The organism is Bradyrhizobium sp. MI1.3, assembly GCF_055811695.1.
Window position 1 is genome coordinate 3,752 of sequence record NZ_JBVVPQ010000042.1, and the last position, 15,086, is coordinate 18,837.

Here is a 15,086-nt window from a genome sequence, read left to right on the forward strand (position 1 = left end):
CCCCCCCCCCCCCCCCCCCCCCCCCCCCCCCCCCCCCCCCCCCCCCCCCCCTCCCACACCCCCCCCCCCCCCCCCCCGCCCCGGGGGGCCGCCAATTGACGGAGGACAGATCTGTCCTCCGTATCTCGCGAGTGGGCTCAGTACCGGCCGCGGTCGTTGTGATAATCGCCGCCGCGTCCGCCGCCCATACCCATGCCGATCCCGACACCGATGCCAATGCCTTGCATGATGGCGCCGGGCGGCGGGCCGCGATCCGGCGGCGGCGCGCGCTCGTAGATCACTTCATCAGGCGGCGGCCGGCGCTGCCTGGGCGGCGTGTCGACCACCTTGCGCTTCGGCGGCGTGTCGTCGACGCGCTTCTTGATCACAGGCGCGATCGTCGGGTTGACCGGCGTTGCCGGTGTCGAAGGCGTCGAGCACGGGCAGGTTGGCGCCATCGCGACGGCGACCGGGGCAGGAGCGGCCGCGACCACAGCAGGCAAGACGTAGTTGCGGTTCTGCACGCGAAGCAGCAGCCTGCGTGCGGTCGCAGCGAGGTCGCTGTTGTCCCAGTTCGCCAGATAAGCCTCGAACGAGGCGCGGGTGTTGATCGCGGTGGCGCGCTCCCACGCCAGCATCTGGCGCCGGCGCTCCACAATCGTGCGCAGCCGCGGCGTACGGGTGTCCTGAGCATACAACTCGATATAGGCCTGATACGCCGGCACGGTGTCGTCGGTGATCACCATCTCATAGGCGACCATGGCCGGCTTGCCCTGCAAATCCTTGCGCCAATCCTCTAGGCTGCGCGTGCCGCTGGCAAGTGCCATGGAGGATGCGCCAGGAAGCGCAGTTTGACTGCCGCTGCTGTCGCCGCCGAAGAACTTGAAGTCGGTCGTCAGCGACGAGCTTTCCCAGGGGATCTGGCGTCCGTCGGTCGATTGCGCCACGGCGACGCGAATGCGCTTGAACACTTCCTCGATCGGCAGATTGGGCTGCTTGGCGACGGTCAGCGCCGCGGTGGTGTAGGGGCTGTCGATGCCGCTGCCGTCCTCGGCTTCGGAGCCGGGCGAAGTCGAATAGGAAATGAAGGAGCCCGGCGCGCCGGCCTTGGTGTCGACGATTGCGAGCCCGTGTCCGGCGCCGCTGAGCGCCGGGAACGGATTGTTGCGGCAGGCATCGAGCATGAAGATGCGGGCTCGTGTCGGCAGCGCGCCGAGCGTGTTGAGCAAATCGTTGAGCCGCACACCCTGCAGCGGGATGTCGGCTTCGCGCTTGGGATCGAGATCGACGGGAACGAGATAGTTCTCGCCGTCGATCTGGAGGCCGTGGCCGGCATAGAACACCAGCGCGACGGTGTCGGCGCCGCTGGCGCTGACCTTGCCGGCGAAATCCGAGATCGCCTCACGCATGTCGTTCTGCGCCAGATTGGATGCCGTCGTGACGGTGAAGCCGGCGTTGCCGAGCAGCTCCGTCATGCCCTTGGCATCGTTGGCTGCGTTGGGCAGTTCCGGGACGGTGCGATAGGCCGATTGACCGATCACGAGCGCGAGCCGCGCTTCGGCCGCCGCCTCCGTGGGCGTCGTCAATTGCGTGAGCGCGAGAAGACCGGATGCAAGAAACAAATTGCGAAGAACTGGACGGCGCATGGTGTCACCTCCATCGGCAATGCGCACGATGATGTCACCTTTTCTAGGTGGCCGCCATGCGTCTGTCTGTGCACTGGATCACGTTGAGCTGCGGCAAAATGGGGCAGAAGGTCTGCCAGAGCTGGTGCAGCATCGTTCTGGCACCATCCATGTGAATTGCGCATTGATCCATGCGCCAATTGGATTGATCCCAACGCTGCGCGAAAGCATCTTCTCGCGCATCGGCCCCCATGCCGATCTGATCGAAAATCCTGCAAAATATGACTGTTTCGGCGCGCGATGATGCCGTCGATCTTCGCGATCCGCCGCTTTGCAGCGGTCGGCCGCAAGTCTTGCCTGCACCGCCGCTTTGGCCATACAGTCCGCGCAACGGGCTGCGGCAACGACCGTGGCGCGAAAAATAATAATTGGGGAGAGACCGCACCATGTCCATCGTGCCCGTGAACCGTCGCGCGTTCATCAAGTCGTCGACGGGACTTGCCGCCGGCCTCGTGTTCTCCCCCGCACTCATCGGCCGCGCCGAAGCCGCGACGCTGAAGCTGAAATGCTCCTCCTCGCTGCCGAACGATCCCAAATTCGCCAACGGCCGTGTCTATTACGACAATCTCGTGAAGAACCTGAAGGCGAACGGCCTCGGTGAGCAGATCGACGTCGCGTTCTTTCCCGACAACCAATTGGGTCAGGAAATCGACGTTATCAACTCGGTGAAGCTCGGCGTCATCGACCTCATGGTGTCGGGCTCTTCGATCTCGGCCAATCTGGTGCCGCTGGTCGGCACCTACGACCTCGGTTTTCTGTTCTCGAGCTTTCCGCAGCAGACCAAGGCGTTCGACGCCGGCGCGGCCAAGCCGATCGAGGACGCGCTGCTCAAGGGCAGCAACATCCGCATCATCGCCTGGGCCTATAATTTCGGCTCGCGCAGCGTACTTGCGAGGAAGCCGGTGAAGACGCCGGAAGATCTCGCCGGTCTCAAGATCCGCACCCTGCCAAATCCCGTCATCACGGAATGCCTGCGCCTGATGGGGGCCGCCGCGACGCCGCTGGCGTTCGGCGAAATCTACACGGCATTGCAGGCCGGCGTGCTGGACGGGCTGGAGCACGATCCGCCGACCATCCTGGCCAGCAAGTTCTTCGAAACGGCGAAATTCTATTCACTGACGCAGCACAATTTCTCGCCGCTCGCGATCTATTTCAGCGACACGACCTACAATCGCATGGATCCGAAGCTGCGCGACGGTTTCCTCGATGCCGCGAAGAAGGCCGCGGCGGACACGCGGACCCATGGGCTCGCGGTCGAGAAGGAGGCGCTGTCGGCCTTGACCGAAAAGGGCGTGACGGTGGCCGAATGCGACCGCGAGGCGTTCAAGAAGCGCGTCGCGCCGCAAATCGAGAACTTCATCAAGGCGCGGCCGGAATCCAAGGCCGTCATCGACATCATTCGCGCCACGCAGGCCTGACGTGGCAATGACAGCTGCCGTACCTCTCTCGGGCGGCCGCCACGGGAGCATCGCCCTGCTGCTTCGCCTCAGCGACGCGATCGCGGCCATTTTGCTGGCTGCGGATCTCGTCGTCGTCTGCGGTTCCGTGCTGCTGCGCTTCTGCTTCAACGCGCCGGTGGAGTGGTCCGACGACGTCGCGCGCGGCCTGATGGTCGGCTCGGCCTTCTTCGGCGCGGCGAGTGCGCTCGCGCGCGGCGAGAATGTCGGCGTCTCCTTCTTCCGCGACCTGGCTCCGGTACGGCTGCGCGCGCTGGTCGACGCCGCGAGTGCGCTGCTCGTGGTGCTGATTTCGGGCTACGTCGCCTACAATTCCATCAAGCTCGGCTCGCTGACGGCGGGCCAGACCACCGGGTCGGGCCTGCCGCTGGAGCTGACCTTCTACCCGATGGGCGCCGGCGCGCTGTTCATGACGGTGTTTGCGATCGACCAGCTCTGCGCCAGGCCGCTCCCCGACATCGTCAGAGGCCTCGTCGCGGTTGCCATCGTGACCGGCCTCTATCTCGCCTGGGATTATCTGTCGCCCGCCACGGTGCCCTCGGCGGGCACGCTGATGCTGATCGGTTTCTTCGCGACGTTGGTCGGCGGGTTGCCGATCGGCTTTGCGCTAGCGCTGGCCGCGCTGATCTTCATCTGGGTCGAGGGCGCACTGCCCGGCGTCATCTTCGCGCAGCAGATGGCGCGCGGCATCGATAATTTCGTGCTGCTCGCGATTCCGTTCTTCATTCTCGTCGGCTACCTCATGGAAGCCAACGGCATGTCGGTGCGGCTGATCGAGCTGTTGCAGCGTGGGGTCGGGCGCATGCGCGGCGGCCTCAACGTCGTGATGGTGGCCTCGATGGTGCTGTTCTCCGGCATCTCCGGCTCGAAGATGGCCGATGTCGCCGCGGTTGGCTCCGTGCTGATTCCGGCCGCGCGCCGCTCCAAGCAGAATCCGGGCGGTGCCGTGGCGCTGCTCGCGGCCTCCGCGGTGATGGCGGAGACCATTCCGCCCTGCATCAATTTGATCATCCTGGGTTTCGTCGCGAATTTGTCGATCGGCGGCCTGTTCGTCGCAGGGCTGTTGCCGGCCGCGCTGATGGCGCTGGCCTTGATCGCCGTCTCCATCATCTTCGGCAAGACGCCGACTGAGACTCCGGCTGAGACTGCGGCTGATGCCGAGGACATCGCGCCGCAGATGCCGGTGTCGGGCCTGTGGAGCGGCGCGATCGCCTCGTTCGGCCTGATCTTCATGATCTTCTTCGGCTTCAAGAGCGGCTTTGCCACCGCGACCGAGATATCCGCCTTCGCGGTGGCCTATGCGCTCGTCGTCGGCAGCGTGGTGTTCCGCGAGCTCAGCTTCACATCGGCTGCGCACAGCTTCGTCCAGGGCGCAACGCGCGCGGGGCTCGTGCTGTTCATCGTCGCGGCGGCGCAATCGCTGGCGTTCACGCTGACCTTGCAGCAGGTGCCGCATGCGGTCGGCGATTTCATGCTGGGACTGTCCAAGACCTCGGGCACCTGGCTGTTCATCCTGCTCGCGATCGCCGTGCTGATCGTGATGGGCTCGGTGCTGGAGGGCGCGGCCGCGCTGATCATCTTCGGGCCGCTGCTGCTGCCGGTGGCCGTGCAGCTCGGTATCGATCCCCTGCATTTCGGCGTCGTGCTCGTGATCGCGATGGGCATCGGCCTGTTCGCGCCGCCGCTCGGGCTCGGGCTCTACGGCGCTTGCCTGATCGGCAACGTGCCGATCGAGCAGACGGTGAAGCCGATCATGGGCTATCTTGGCCTGTTGTTCCTTTGCCTGCTCGTGATCGCGTTCGTGCCATGGCTCAGCACGGCATTGCCGCGCGCGTTCGGCTACTGAAGGAGTCTTGCCGTGAAAGTCCTGCTGGCCCACACGCCGGAGATGCGCCGCAATTACTACGGCAATCGCAGCCTGAACGGTTTGCGCGCGGCCGCCGAGGTGGTGCTGCACGAGAGCGATGAGACGCTGGTCTCAGCCAGCCTCGTGCGCGCTGCCAAAGATGTCGACATCATCGTGGCCGACCGCATGACCGAGGGCCGCGGCGAGATCTTTGCGCAACTGCCGCGCCTGCGCGCCTTCGTCCGCTGCGCCGTCGACATTCGCAATGTCGATATCGAGGCCGCCTCGAACGCCGGCGTGCTCGTGACCCGCGCCGGGCCCGGCTTCGTGCAAGCCGTTGCCGAGCTCGCGGTTGGCTTCATGGTCGATCTCTCCCGCGGCGTGTCCCGAGCGACGGCCGATTATCACGCCGGTCGCAGGCCGGAAGCCCGGATGGGCCGTCAGCTGGCCGGCAGCAAGATCGGCATCATCGGCTATGGCAGCATCGGGCGTTACCTCGCCGACATCGCCAAGGTGATGCGCATGGAGGTGCTGGTCGCAGATCCGTTTGCCACCGTGAGCGACAGCGCCATCCGGCAGGTCGGCCTCGACGAGCTCCTCGCCGCGTCCGACTATGTCGTCTGCCTTGCCATCGCCAACGAACAGACCGAAAACCTGATCGGCGAGGCGGCGCTGGCGCGCATGCAGAAGCATGCGGTCTTCGTCAATCTCTCCCGCGGCAATCTCGTCGACGAAGCGGCGCTGGCGAAGGCGCTGCTTGAATATCGTATCGCGGGTGCCGCGATGGATGTCGGCCGCGCGCCTGACCAGATGCCAAATCCGGAGCTTGCGAAGTATCCCAACGTCATCGCCACGCCGCATGTCGGCGGCCTGACGCCGCAGGCGATCGAATATCAGTCGCTGGAAACCGTGCGCCAGGTCGAGGCGATCGTCAAAGGCGAGGCCCCACAAGGCGCCGTCAACGCCGAGCGCTGGACGCGGCGGCCGTGATCCGCTCTACAGCCGGTCCACGGCTTTGAACGTCCCGTCCTTCTGGATCACCGTTAAAAACACCTTTGGTGGCGCGTCGATCATGCGCATGCCGACGGTGACGGTGCTGCCGCTGATGTCGAAGCGGCCGACATCGTTGATCGCGCGCAGCAGGCTCGCGCGGGTCGGTTGCGGTCCGGCCTGTTCCAGCGCCGCGGCCGCGAGACGGCCGGCGATGTAGCCTTCGAGCGACACGAAATTCGGCGTCAGCGTCGGGTCGAACGCGGTTTGCGCGGCCTGATAGTCGGCGACGAGCTTGAGCGAGCGGTCCCAGGGAAACGGCACGACCTGCGTGACGACGACGCCTTCGCCCTCGGGGCCGAGCTCCCGGGCGAGCGCAACGGCGCCGACGAAAGAGATGTTGACGAAGGTCGGATTGGCGCCGCTGCGGTGCGCGAGCTTGATGAACTCGGCGCAGGGACCGTAGGTCCCGACCATGACGATCGCCTCGGGTTCGACGCGCTTGATCGTGCGCCAGGCCGAAGCGACGGCGCGGGTGTTGCGCTCGAAGGTGCCTTCGGCGGCGAGCTCGAGGCCGCGCCTGGCAAGCGCGGCCTTCACGCCGGAAAGACCGTCGCGCCCGAAGGAATCGTCCTGGTAGAAAATGGCGATGCGGGTGAAATGGCGATCCTCCGTGAGGTGCTTGACCCATGCCTCGGCCTCGGCGCCATAGCTCGCACGGATGTTGACCACGTTGGCGAGCTCGAGGTCGCGTAAGAACTCGGCACCGCTGAACGGACCGATGAAGGGCACGTTCCTGGCGCTGGTGATCGGTATCGTCGCCACCGCGGTCGGTGTGCCCACCGCACCGATCAGCGCAAACACCTTGTCGTCCTCGATCAGCTGCAGCGTCTGCGCTACCGAGCGGTCGGGGTCGTAGCCGTCGTCGCGGCTGATGAGCTGGAGCTTGCGGCCGTGGACGCCGCCCTTGGCGTTGATTTCGGTGAAGGCTGCGACGATGCCCTGCCGCATCCGCTGTCCGAGTGCGGAGGAGGGACCCTCGAGTGCTGCGGCCTGGCCGAACAGGATCGCATCCTCGCTGACGCCGATCTCGTCGGCTTTCGCCGGCAGCATGATTGCTGCCAGGAGGACGACGGTCATGACGATGGACGTCGCAGATCGAGATCGATACATCAGGAAAAGTCTTGCCGGTGCGGTGAGTAGCTTCGGGAAAGCTATCGCCGCAGGATGAATCGGCGATGTATCGATGGCTCCGTACTACTCCGGGGAAAACCGGCAACTTGCTTCGTCAAAGTCCGCATCGTCCTGCATTTCATTAACTAAGGCGGGTCATGCGGAACAGCCGGCGCCTGAAATTGTGCAGTTCTTAACCGCGGTCCTGTTCCGATAGTGGCTCCGGCGGCTCAACCAGAGGTTCGGTTGACCGGGAGAGGGGACGGCGGTTTCTGAATGGACGGTCGGGATCAGAACGATCAGGATCGGAGGCGAATGACCGGATGGTGGCGTGCCGCGCCGCTGCTCGGGCTCTATCGCCCTGCGCTCGTTGCGGTCGGTGTAGGTCTTCTGTTTTCGGTCGTGGCCGCGGCCGCGGTGGCGCGATGGGAAGGCCGCGTCAACAAGATCGAGTTCGAGAACGCGGCCGAGACTGAAGTGATCGTCATGCAGAACGGCATGGGCGAGTACATCTCCAGGCTCGTCGCGCTACGCACCCTGTTCGAATCGACCAACCAGGAGATCACCCGCAGCGAATTCGAGACCTTCAGCACCCGCCTGTTCGAGCGCCATCCCGGCATGCTGCGCATCTCCTGGGTGCCGCGCGTGAACCGCAAGGAGCGCGCCGAATACGAGGCCGCGGCGATCATGGACGGTGTCTCCGGCTATCGCATCAAGTCGCTCCAGGGCGATGGGTTCGCGACCGCGCCGCAGAGCGACGAATATTTTTCGGTGCTCTACTCGACCCAGCCGAAGACGTCTCCGGTCTACGGCATGGACTACGCGACCGTTCCGGAGCGCCGCGCGCTCCTCGAGCGCGCGCGCGACACCGACCGGGTCTCGGCCATTCGCACCCGCCTCTTCGAGCCGAGGGCGGGCGGCCGGTTGCCCGACGTTCTCGTCGCCATTCCCGTCTACGCCAAGGGAACGTCGCGCGACACGGTCGTGGACCGACGCCGCAATCTCGCCGGCTTCGTCGTCGGCGTCTTCGACCTGCCGCTGCTGATCCAGTCCATTCGCGTGACCACCGGCGCAAGCCCCGCGGTCAGCGTCAACGTCTATCCGCCGTTTGCGTGGCAGATCGTCGGCCTGGAGGAGATGCTGCCGGATTATTCGTCGGCCGCCACGGCGCCGCAGTCGATGCGGGACGTCGCGCGGGCCCTGCACTGGTCGGGCAATCTCAAGATCGGCGACACCGACTGGCAGGTGCGGGCGGTGCCGACTGCCGGCGGTCCGTTGGAGACGACTTACGATCGCGCGGGCGCGGTGCTGATCGTCGGCATGCTGCTGACGCTGTCGCTTTCGACCTATCTCATGCTCGCAAGCCGCAATTCGCAGCGGTTGTCGCTGGCGAACCGGCGGGTGCTCGAACTCGCCCAGACCGACATCCTGACCGGATTGCCGAACCGCGCTTTCTTCCTGGCCCGGCTCGACGAGCTCAATGGTCGTTTGAAGGACGGCGGTCGGACCTTCTCGATCCTGATGCTCGACCTCGACCGCTTCAAGAACGTCAACGACTCGCTCGGTCACGGTGCCGGCGATGCGCTGCTGCGTCAGGTCGCACAACGGCTGAAATCCGCGCTGCGCGCCAGCGACGTGCTGGCCCGGCTTGGTGGCGACGAATTCGCCATCATCCAGGAAGCTTGCGAGGATCAGCGCGTCTGCTCGACCGAACTGGCGGGGCGGATCGCCAAGCTTGTGGCCGAGCCGTTCCTTCTTCCCGGACACCGCGTCGAGATCGGCACCAGCATCGGCATTGCGATCGCGCCCGATCACGGCAGCGATCAGGAGCAGCTGCTGAAGAAGGCCGACCTGGCGCTCTACCGCTCGAAATCGTCGGGCCGCAACTGCTTCACCATCTACGACAAGGCGATGTCGGCCGAGCTCGAGGCGCGCAGCACGCTGGAAGGCGATCTGCGCGACGCCATTGCGCGGTGTCAGCTCGAGGTGCACTACCAGCCGTTCGTCGACGCCCTCAGCGGCGCGCGGCGCGGCTTCGAGGCGTTGGTGCGCTGGAGGCATCCGACGCGCGGCTTGATTGCGCCGGACCAGTTCATCCCGCTTGCGGAGGAGACCGGGCTGATCGTGCCGCTCGGCGAGTTCGTGCTGCGACGCGCCTGCGCTGACGCGGCCGGCTGGCCGTCCGACCTTGCGGTTGCAGTCAACCTGTCGCCGATCCAGTTCAAGGAGGCCGAGCTGTTCGAGATGATCAGCGCGGCGCTCGCCGATTCCGGGTTGCCGCCCCGGCGGCTGGAGATTGAGATCACGGAATCCGTTCTGCTGGAACGCGGCGTCGAGAACCACGCCTTCATGGAGCGGCTGAAGAGCATCGGCATCGCGCTCGCACTCGACGATTTCGGCACCGGCTATTCGTCGCTGAGCTACCTGACCGCGTTCCCGTTCGACAAGATCAAGATCGACAAGTCGTTCATCCGCAACCTCACGCATCAGCCGCGCAGCTCCGCCATCATCTCCTCGATCGTGACGCTGGCGCGCGGGCTGGACATGTCGGTCACCGCCGAAGGCGTCGAGACCCGCGAGGAGTACGAGCGGCTGAAGGCGCTCGGCGTCAATTTCGCGCAAGGCTATCTGTTCGGCCGCCCGCACCCGATCGAACGGATCATGTTCGACGTGCCCGTCAAACCATCCCAACTCGACGCCGCCTGAGCGCCCGCCTCGTCCTTCGAGACGACCGCTTCGCGGTCTCCTCAGGATGAGGCTAGGTGGCATCGGGGCCTGTTGAATTGTCGCCAAACACTCTGTCCTCATCCTGAGGAGCCCGCGAAGCGGGCGTCTCGAAGGATGGCCGCAGGCGAGGTGCTTGCCAGTACTTCTTCCAGCGCGATCACCTTACTCAACGGGCATGCGCGAAAAGCGCTTGACCCGGGCAGTCCCGGATGGTCGGAAGGACCGTCCAGGGATGAAACACACAATGCGGCTTCCGTTCTTCTACGGCTGGGTCGTGGTCGCGGTGACTTTCGTCACCATGGCCATCGGCGTCAACGCGCGCACCGCCTTCTCGCTGTTCTTTCCTCCCATCATCTCCGAGTTCGGCTGGGAGCGCGGCGTCACCGCGGGCGCCTTTTCCTTCGGCTTCGTGGTGTCGGGCATGGTCAGCCCGCTGATCGGCCGGCTGATGGACCGCGCCGGCCCGCGCGCGGTGATGGAGCTCGGCGTGGTTCTGATGGGTGGCGGGCTGCTGCTCGCGCCGCTCACCAGCCAGCCATGGCATCTCTACGTCACCATCGGCGTCATGGTTGGCGCCGGCTCGGTGTGTCTCGGCTATTCCGGCCAGTCGCTGTTCCTGCCGAACTGGTTCATCCGCACACGCGGCCTCGCCATCGGCATTGCCTTCGCCGGGGTCGGCATCGGCTCGGTGACGCTGCTGCCCTGGGTGCAGCACTTGATCGAACAGACCGGCTGGCGCACGGCCTGCACGGCGATGGGCCTGATGATTCTGATCGTGCTGGCGCCGATCAATCTGTTCCTGCACAGGCGCCCCGAGGATATCGGCCTGCGGCCTGACGGCGATGCCGCGCCGGCCGCAGGCGCCGCAAAACCCGTCTCCAACATCGTCGATCCCGTCTGGGCCCGGACCGAATGGACACTCCGGAAAGCGGTCGCCACGGCGCGGTTCTGGTGGATCGCGCTCGGCTATTTCTGCGGCCTGTACATCTGGTACGCGGTGCAGGTGCACCAGACCAAATTCCTGCTCGACATCGGCTTCAGCCCGGGTGTCGCGGTGTGGGCGCTCGGCATCGTCAGCCTGCTCGGCATTCCCGGCCAGATCCTGCTCGGCCATGTCTCCGACCGGATCGGGCGGGAATGGGTATGGGCAATCAGCTGCGCGGGTTTTGCGATCTCTTTCGCAGCGCTGATGGCTCTGAAATTCCAACCGTCATTGTGGCTGGTCTATCTCATGGTGTTCACGCAAGGCGCGCTCGGCTACGGCCTGACCTCGATCATGGGCGCAGTGGTGTTCGAGATTTTTCAGGGCAAGCACCAAGGCAGCATCTTCGGCACCATCATGCTGGCAGCATTGGCCGGCGGCGCCGCCGGTCCCTGGGTCACCGGCTTGCTTTACGATCGGGTCGGCGACTACACGCTCGCCTTTGGCGTTGCCATCATTGTGAGCGGATTGTCGGCGCTCTCGATCTGGCAAGCCGCGCCGCGCAAGGTGCGCGCCGTCGCCGGCAAGCTTCAGGCTGGGACCGGCGCCGAATAGGTTCCGTACGCACCGGATTACCTTCGCGTCTTTTGCGGAATGTTAAGCATGTCGCGTTGCGACGGGACTGCAAAAACGTCTTGGACACCATCGCGGCGCTAGCCTCGGTTGCCATATCTTCCCGATGCCTCCGGGTCCAACGATGTCTGCCTCCGATTGTCCCATGACAGAAACTCCGGAAGTGCTGTTGGCCGCGCTCGAACGCGCCGAAGAGGGCATCGTCATCGTCGACAGCGCGTATCGCATCACGCATTTCAATGCCGGTGCAGAGCGGATCTGGAAACTCGCACGGGCTGAGGTGCTCGGCCGCGACGCCGGACTTCTCAGCCTCAAATGCCTCCAGGCCGAACCGTGTGCGGAATTCCGTGACGAGATCAGCCTGGTGCGACACGACGGCAGCCGCATCCGGGCGGCCATCTCGCTTTCATCCATTGCAAGTGGCGGCGTGACCCATCGCATCGTGTTCGCGCGTGACGTTACCGCGGATGCCGAGCGCCGCGTCAGGATCGGGCTTCTCCACGCCGTCTCCGACCAGACCAACCGCGCGGTGCTCATCACCGACACCGACCAGAACATCGTCTACGTCAATTCCGCCTTCACGACGCTGTTCGGCTACACCAGCGAGGAAGCCGAAGGCCGCCGTGCCCGGGGCCTGATCGCCGGCCGCCACACCGATCGCAAGGCCGTTGCGAAGCTCGTCAAGCGCCTGATGGATGGCGGCCACCGCGGCGAGGTCGAGATGCTCGCCTATGACAAGGATGGCGAGGAGATCTGGGTCTGTGCCCGCATCGATGCCTTCCGCGACAGGAAGGGCCAGGTCAAGCACATCTTCGCGCTGCTCGAGGACATCACGGAGACCAAGCAGCTGCACTCGCTCCAGCAGCTCATCATGGGCGCGCTCGCTGATGAGGTTCCGATCGGCGAGATTGCAGACCGGCTGTGCCGCCGTGTCGAGCAGATCGCGCCCGACGTCGTCTGTTCGCTGCTTCACGTCGATGCCGCGGGCCTGATCCATCCGCTCGGCGGCCCAAGCCTGCCCGAGGACTATTCCCGCGCACTGGAGGGCATTGCCATTGGTCCCAATGTCGGCTCGTGCGGAACCGCGGCCTTCTACGGCGAGCCGGTGCTGGCGACCGATCTGGAGACCGACCCGCGCTGGCAGCCCTACAAGGCGATGCCGCTCGCGATTGGCCTGCGCGCATGCTGGTCGACGCCGGTCAAGGCCAAGGACGGACGGGTCATCGCCACCTTCGCTTTCTACTACCGGGAGCCGCGCGCGCCGAGCAATTGGCACCGCCGCATCGTCGATGCCTGCGTCAATCTCGGCGCCTTCGCGATCGAGCGCAAGGAAGCGCGCGCCGAGATCGCGCGGCTCGCCTATCACGACATCCTCACTGGTCTGCCGAACCGCGCACAATTGCGACGCCTGATCACCACCGCCATCGATGCCTGCCCGACCGGCAGCCACGTCGCGCTGGCCTTCCTCGACGTCGATCATTTCAAGGACGTCAACGACACGCTCGGTCATGCCGCCGGCGACGAGCTCCTGATCCAGCTGGCGCAGCGCCTGCGCGAGCAGATCGGACCCGAGGACATGCTGGGGCGGCTCGGCGGCGACGAGTTCGTCATCCTGCTGCCGCGGCGCAACGCCGAGGGTGCCGAGCGCGTCGCGGCCGGAATTACCGAAGCGCTAGCGGCGCCGCTGCGGCTCGGCTCCAGGCAGCTGCAGATGTCGGCGAGCATCGGCGTCAGCCTCTATCCCGATCATGCGACCGACATCGACACCCTGATGCAACAGGCGGACGCGGCCATGTACATGGCCAAGCAGGCGGGACGTTCGACCCATCGCCTGTTCAGCGCCGAGATGAACGGGCTCACCGAGCAGCGGCTGGCCTTGATTGCGGCGCTGCGCCGCGCCATCGCCGAGGGGGCGCTGACCCTCAGGTATCAGCCGCAGATCCGCAGCTGCGACGGCGCGATCCATGGCGTCGAGGCGCTGGCGCGCTGGCACGATGCCGAGCTCGGCGACGTCTCGCCGGCAAAATTCATCCCGCTCGCCGAAGAGTGCGGCCTGATCGAGCAGATCGGCCTGTGGTCGGTGCGCGAGGCCTGCCGGCAGATGGCGAGTTGGCGCCGCGCCGGGCTCGGCATTCCATCCGTGTCGGTGAACCTGTCGCCGATCAATTTCCGCAGCGTCACGCTGGCCGCGCGGCTCAAGGACATCCTCGCCGAATACGATCTGCCGGCGGATGCGCTGATGCTCGAGATCACCGAGGGCGCGTTCATGCAGGACAGCGTCGCCGCGCTCGAGACGATGAATGCGATCCGGGAGCTCGGCGTCGGGCTTTCCGTGGACGATTTCGGCACCGGCTATTCCAGCCTCAGCCGGCTCGCCCATCTGCCGATCCGCGAGCTCAAGATCGACCGCAGCTTCATGCGCGACATCGAGCGTGACGCCGGCGCGCTCGCGATCGCCACCGCCGTGGTGCGCGTCGGGCAGGGCCTCGGCATGACCGTCGTCGGCGAAGGGGTCGAGACCGAGGCGCAGCGCAAGGTGCTGGCCGAACTTGGCTGCGACGTCGTGCAGGGTTTTCTTTACGCACCCGCGCTCGCGCCTGTTGCCTTCGAGCGCTGGCTGATCGAGCACTGCGCCGAGCAGGCGCAGGCGATGTTGGCTCGTCTCGACATTGCACCGGCCGGCGCGACTGCGGTGAAGCGGTCGGCGTAGGGCGTCTACTCTCGGAGCCGCCACGGCAGCAACGACGGGCTAGCCATCGAAATCAACGAAACGCGTTACTTCGATCGTGCCTGGTTTGGCTTTGGTCGGCATTGACGCGGCAATGCATAGTGAACGGTCAGCAAGCTTTCGTTCCTGTCGTCGAAAATCAAATGATCGGTCAAGGCCATTTCCGCGCGCATAGCATTGCAGCAGAAGATCATCCATCGATTGAACGTGGGCAGCGGGCTCATGGACCGGTAAAGCTCGCCACACTCGATGGTCACGTTCTTAAGGCCTTGCGCATTCGCCAATTCGAGCCGGGATCGAATCTCTTGCCGGAAACGGTCCGTTGAAACCATGCGACATCCGATTGCCGAAAACCCTTCTGAGAGGGGGATCAGCCGGCCAGTATTGAAATCGAGCGATGAGCCCTGTCAACTCAGACGTCAGGCCGTGTGACCATAGAGCAATGCCAACACAAAGATACAGCTAATAAAGCCGATCTGATTGATGCTCTCGTCTCGCTATTGGGCGACAGCGTTCCTATATGCTCGATATCGCCGCCCGCCCTTGGCAGTTATCGGTGACTGAGAGCATTGCGCTCCCGCCTCAACCACGAAGGCGGTCGGATGTCCGATATCCCAAAATACAAATCTCCTGGACTGATTGGTATCTCCGGTGCCGCTGCGGGTCGCTGCGTCGGCCTTCATGCAGCGGAATCCATTTTCAATTGATCTGCAGCAGCGATCTCGCACGCAGGTCGTCAGGAGGCTACGTGGCAAACACAGCAACGATCCGAAATTCGAACGGGCTTCCGGCCACATTCACGGGATCGAAGACCGGGCAGGACGACGCTCCGTTTGTCTTCGTGAAGGTCGGCGATGAAGAGCGCCGCATGCGAAGGGCCGAATGGGATGCGCTTCCGCCCTGGACCGGCCCGCGCCCGGCACGAACAGTCAACGATTGATCGCAC

Annotated in this window: 11 protein-coding genes; 9 read left to right on the top strand and 2 right to left on the bottom strand. The window is 65.1% G+C overall.

Going from position 1 to position 15,086, the window contains the following annotated elements; all coding sequences use genetic code 11:
• Positions 1–137: 137 nt before the first annotated feature.
• On the bottom strand, positions 138–1,625 hold the full coding sequence (locus tag AC0L3A_RS26365) for a caspase family protein (RefSeq protein ID WP_007600921.1): 1,488 nt from the start codon (positions 1,623–1,625) through the stop codon (positions 138–140).
• Here AC0L3A_RS26365 and AC0L3A_RS26370 point away from each other — a divergent pair.
• The 4 genes from AC0L3A_RS26370 to AC0L3A_RS26385 all read left to right on the top strand — a co-directional run bounded on the left by AC0L3A_RS26370 (position 1,624) and on the right by AC0L3A_RS26385 (position 5,957).
• Positions 1,624–1,908 (top strand): hypothetical protein, encoded by a 285-nt coding sequence (locus AC0L3A_RS26370; protein WP_157158653.1) that lies wholly within the window; start codon positions 1,624–1,626, stop codon positions 1,906–1,908. The two genes, AC0L3A_RS26365 and AC0L3A_RS26370, sit on opposite strands and share 2 nt — an antisense overlap.
• Before the next feature lie 142 nt (positions 1,909–2,050).
• Positions 2,051–3,082 carry a TRAP transporter substrate-binding protein gene (locus AC0L3A_RS26375; RefSeq protein ID WP_007600923.1) on the top strand — a complete coding sequence of 344 codons (1,032 nt, stop codon included), beginning with the start codon at positions 2,051–2,053 and terminating at the stop codon, positions 3,080–3,082.
• Positions 3,083–3,089: 7 nt separating this feature from the next.
• A complete protein-coding gene (locus tag AC0L3A_RS26380; RefSeq protein WP_007600924.1) occupies positions 3,090–4,967 on the top strand; it encodes a TRAP transporter large permease in 1,878 nt (625 codons plus the stop codon).
• A 12-nt stretch (positions 4,968–4,979) separates the two neighbouring features.
• Positions 4,980–5,957, top strand: a complete 978-nt coding sequence (locus tag AC0L3A_RS26385; RefSeq protein WP_007600926.1) for a hydroxyacid dehydrogenase — start codon at positions 4,980–4,982, stop codon at positions 5,955–5,957.
• Positions 5,958–5,963: 6 nt separating this feature from the next.
• Here the strand turns inward: AC0L3A_RS26385 and AC0L3A_RS26390 are convergent, their stop codons facing one another.
• Positions 5,964–7,130: an ABC transporter substrate-binding protein gene (locus tag AC0L3A_RS26390; protein ID WP_035994256.1), complete on the bottom strand. Its 1,167-nt coding sequence runs from the start codon at positions 7,128–7,130 to the stop codon at positions 5,964–5,966.
• 315 nt (positions 7,131–7,445) lie between these two features.
• Between AC0L3A_RS26390 and AC0L3A_RS26395 the strand changes: the two genes are divergently transcribed.
• From AC0L3A_RS26395 to AC0L3A_RS26415, 5 genes are all read left to right on the top strand, one after another.
• Positions 7,446–9,836: a bifunctional diguanylate cyclase/phosphodiesterase gene (locus AC0L3A_RS26395; RefSeq protein ID WP_473255439.1), complete on the top strand. Its 2,391-nt coding sequence runs from the start codon at positions 7,446–7,448 to the stop codon at positions 9,834–9,836.
• A 265-nt stretch (positions 9,837–10,101) separates the two neighbouring features.
• Positions 10,102–11,394 (top strand): MFS transporter, encoded by a 1,293-nt coding sequence (locus AC0L3A_RS26400; protein WP_088941181.1) that lies wholly within the window; start codon positions 10,102–10,104, stop codon positions 11,392–11,394.
• A 142-nt stretch (positions 11,395–11,536) separates the two neighbouring features.
• The gene (locus AC0L3A_RS26405; protein WP_007600932.1) at positions 11,537–14,122 is read left to right on the top strand and encodes an EAL domain-containing protein; all 2,586 of its coding nucleotides are present in this window, start codon (positions 11,537–11,539) and stop codon (positions 14,120–14,122) included.
• Positions 14,123–14,241: 119 nt separating this feature from the next.
• Entirely contained in the window at positions 14,242–14,466 is a 225-nt protein-coding gene (locus AC0L3A_RS26410; RefSeq protein ID WP_473255440.1) for a hypothetical protein, read from the top strand.
• A gap of 422 nt (positions 14,467–14,888) precedes the next feature.
• Positions 14,889–15,080: a hypothetical protein gene (locus AC0L3A_RS26415; protein WP_035974339.1), complete on the top strand. Its 192-nt coding sequence runs from the start codon at positions 14,889–14,891 to the stop codon at positions 15,078–15,080.
• Positions 15,081–15,086 lie beyond the last annotated feature (6 nt).

Excerpts from the sequence above, each read along its gene's own strand:
- AC0L3A_RS26370 (WP_157158653.1), top strand. The coding sequence starts at position 1,624 with ATGGTGTCACCTCCATCGGCAATGCGCACGATGATGTCACCTTTTCTA.
- AC0L3A_RS26365 (WP_007600921.1), bottom strand. The coding sequence starts at position 1,625 with ATGCGCCGTCCAGTTCTTCGCAATTTGTTTCTTGCATCCGGTCTTCTC.
- AC0L3A_RS26375 (WP_007600923.1), top strand. The coding sequence starts at position 2,051 with ATGTCCATCGTGCCCGTGAACCGTCGCGCGTTCATCAAGTCGTCGACG.
- AC0L3A_RS26380 (WP_007600924.1), top strand. The coding sequence starts at position 3,090 with ATGACAGCTGCCGTACCTCTCTCGGGCGGCCGCCACGGGAGCATCGCC.
- AC0L3A_RS26390 (WP_035994256.1), bottom strand. The coding sequence starts at position 7,130 with ATGTATCGATCTCGATCTGCGACGTCCATCGTCATGACCGTCGTCCTC.
- AC0L3A_RS26395 (WP_473255439.1), top strand. The coding sequence starts at position 7,446 with ATGACCGGATGGTGGCGTGCCGCGCCGCTGCTCGGGCTCTATCGCCCT.
- AC0L3A_RS26400 (WP_088941181.1), top strand. The coding sequence starts at position 10,102 with ATGCGGCTTCCGTTCTTCTACGGCTGGGTCGTGGTCGCGGTGACTTTC.
- AC0L3A_RS26405 (WP_007600932.1), top strand. The coding sequence starts at position 11,537 with ATGTCTGCCTCCGATTGTCCCATGACAGAAACTCCGGAAGTGCTGTTG.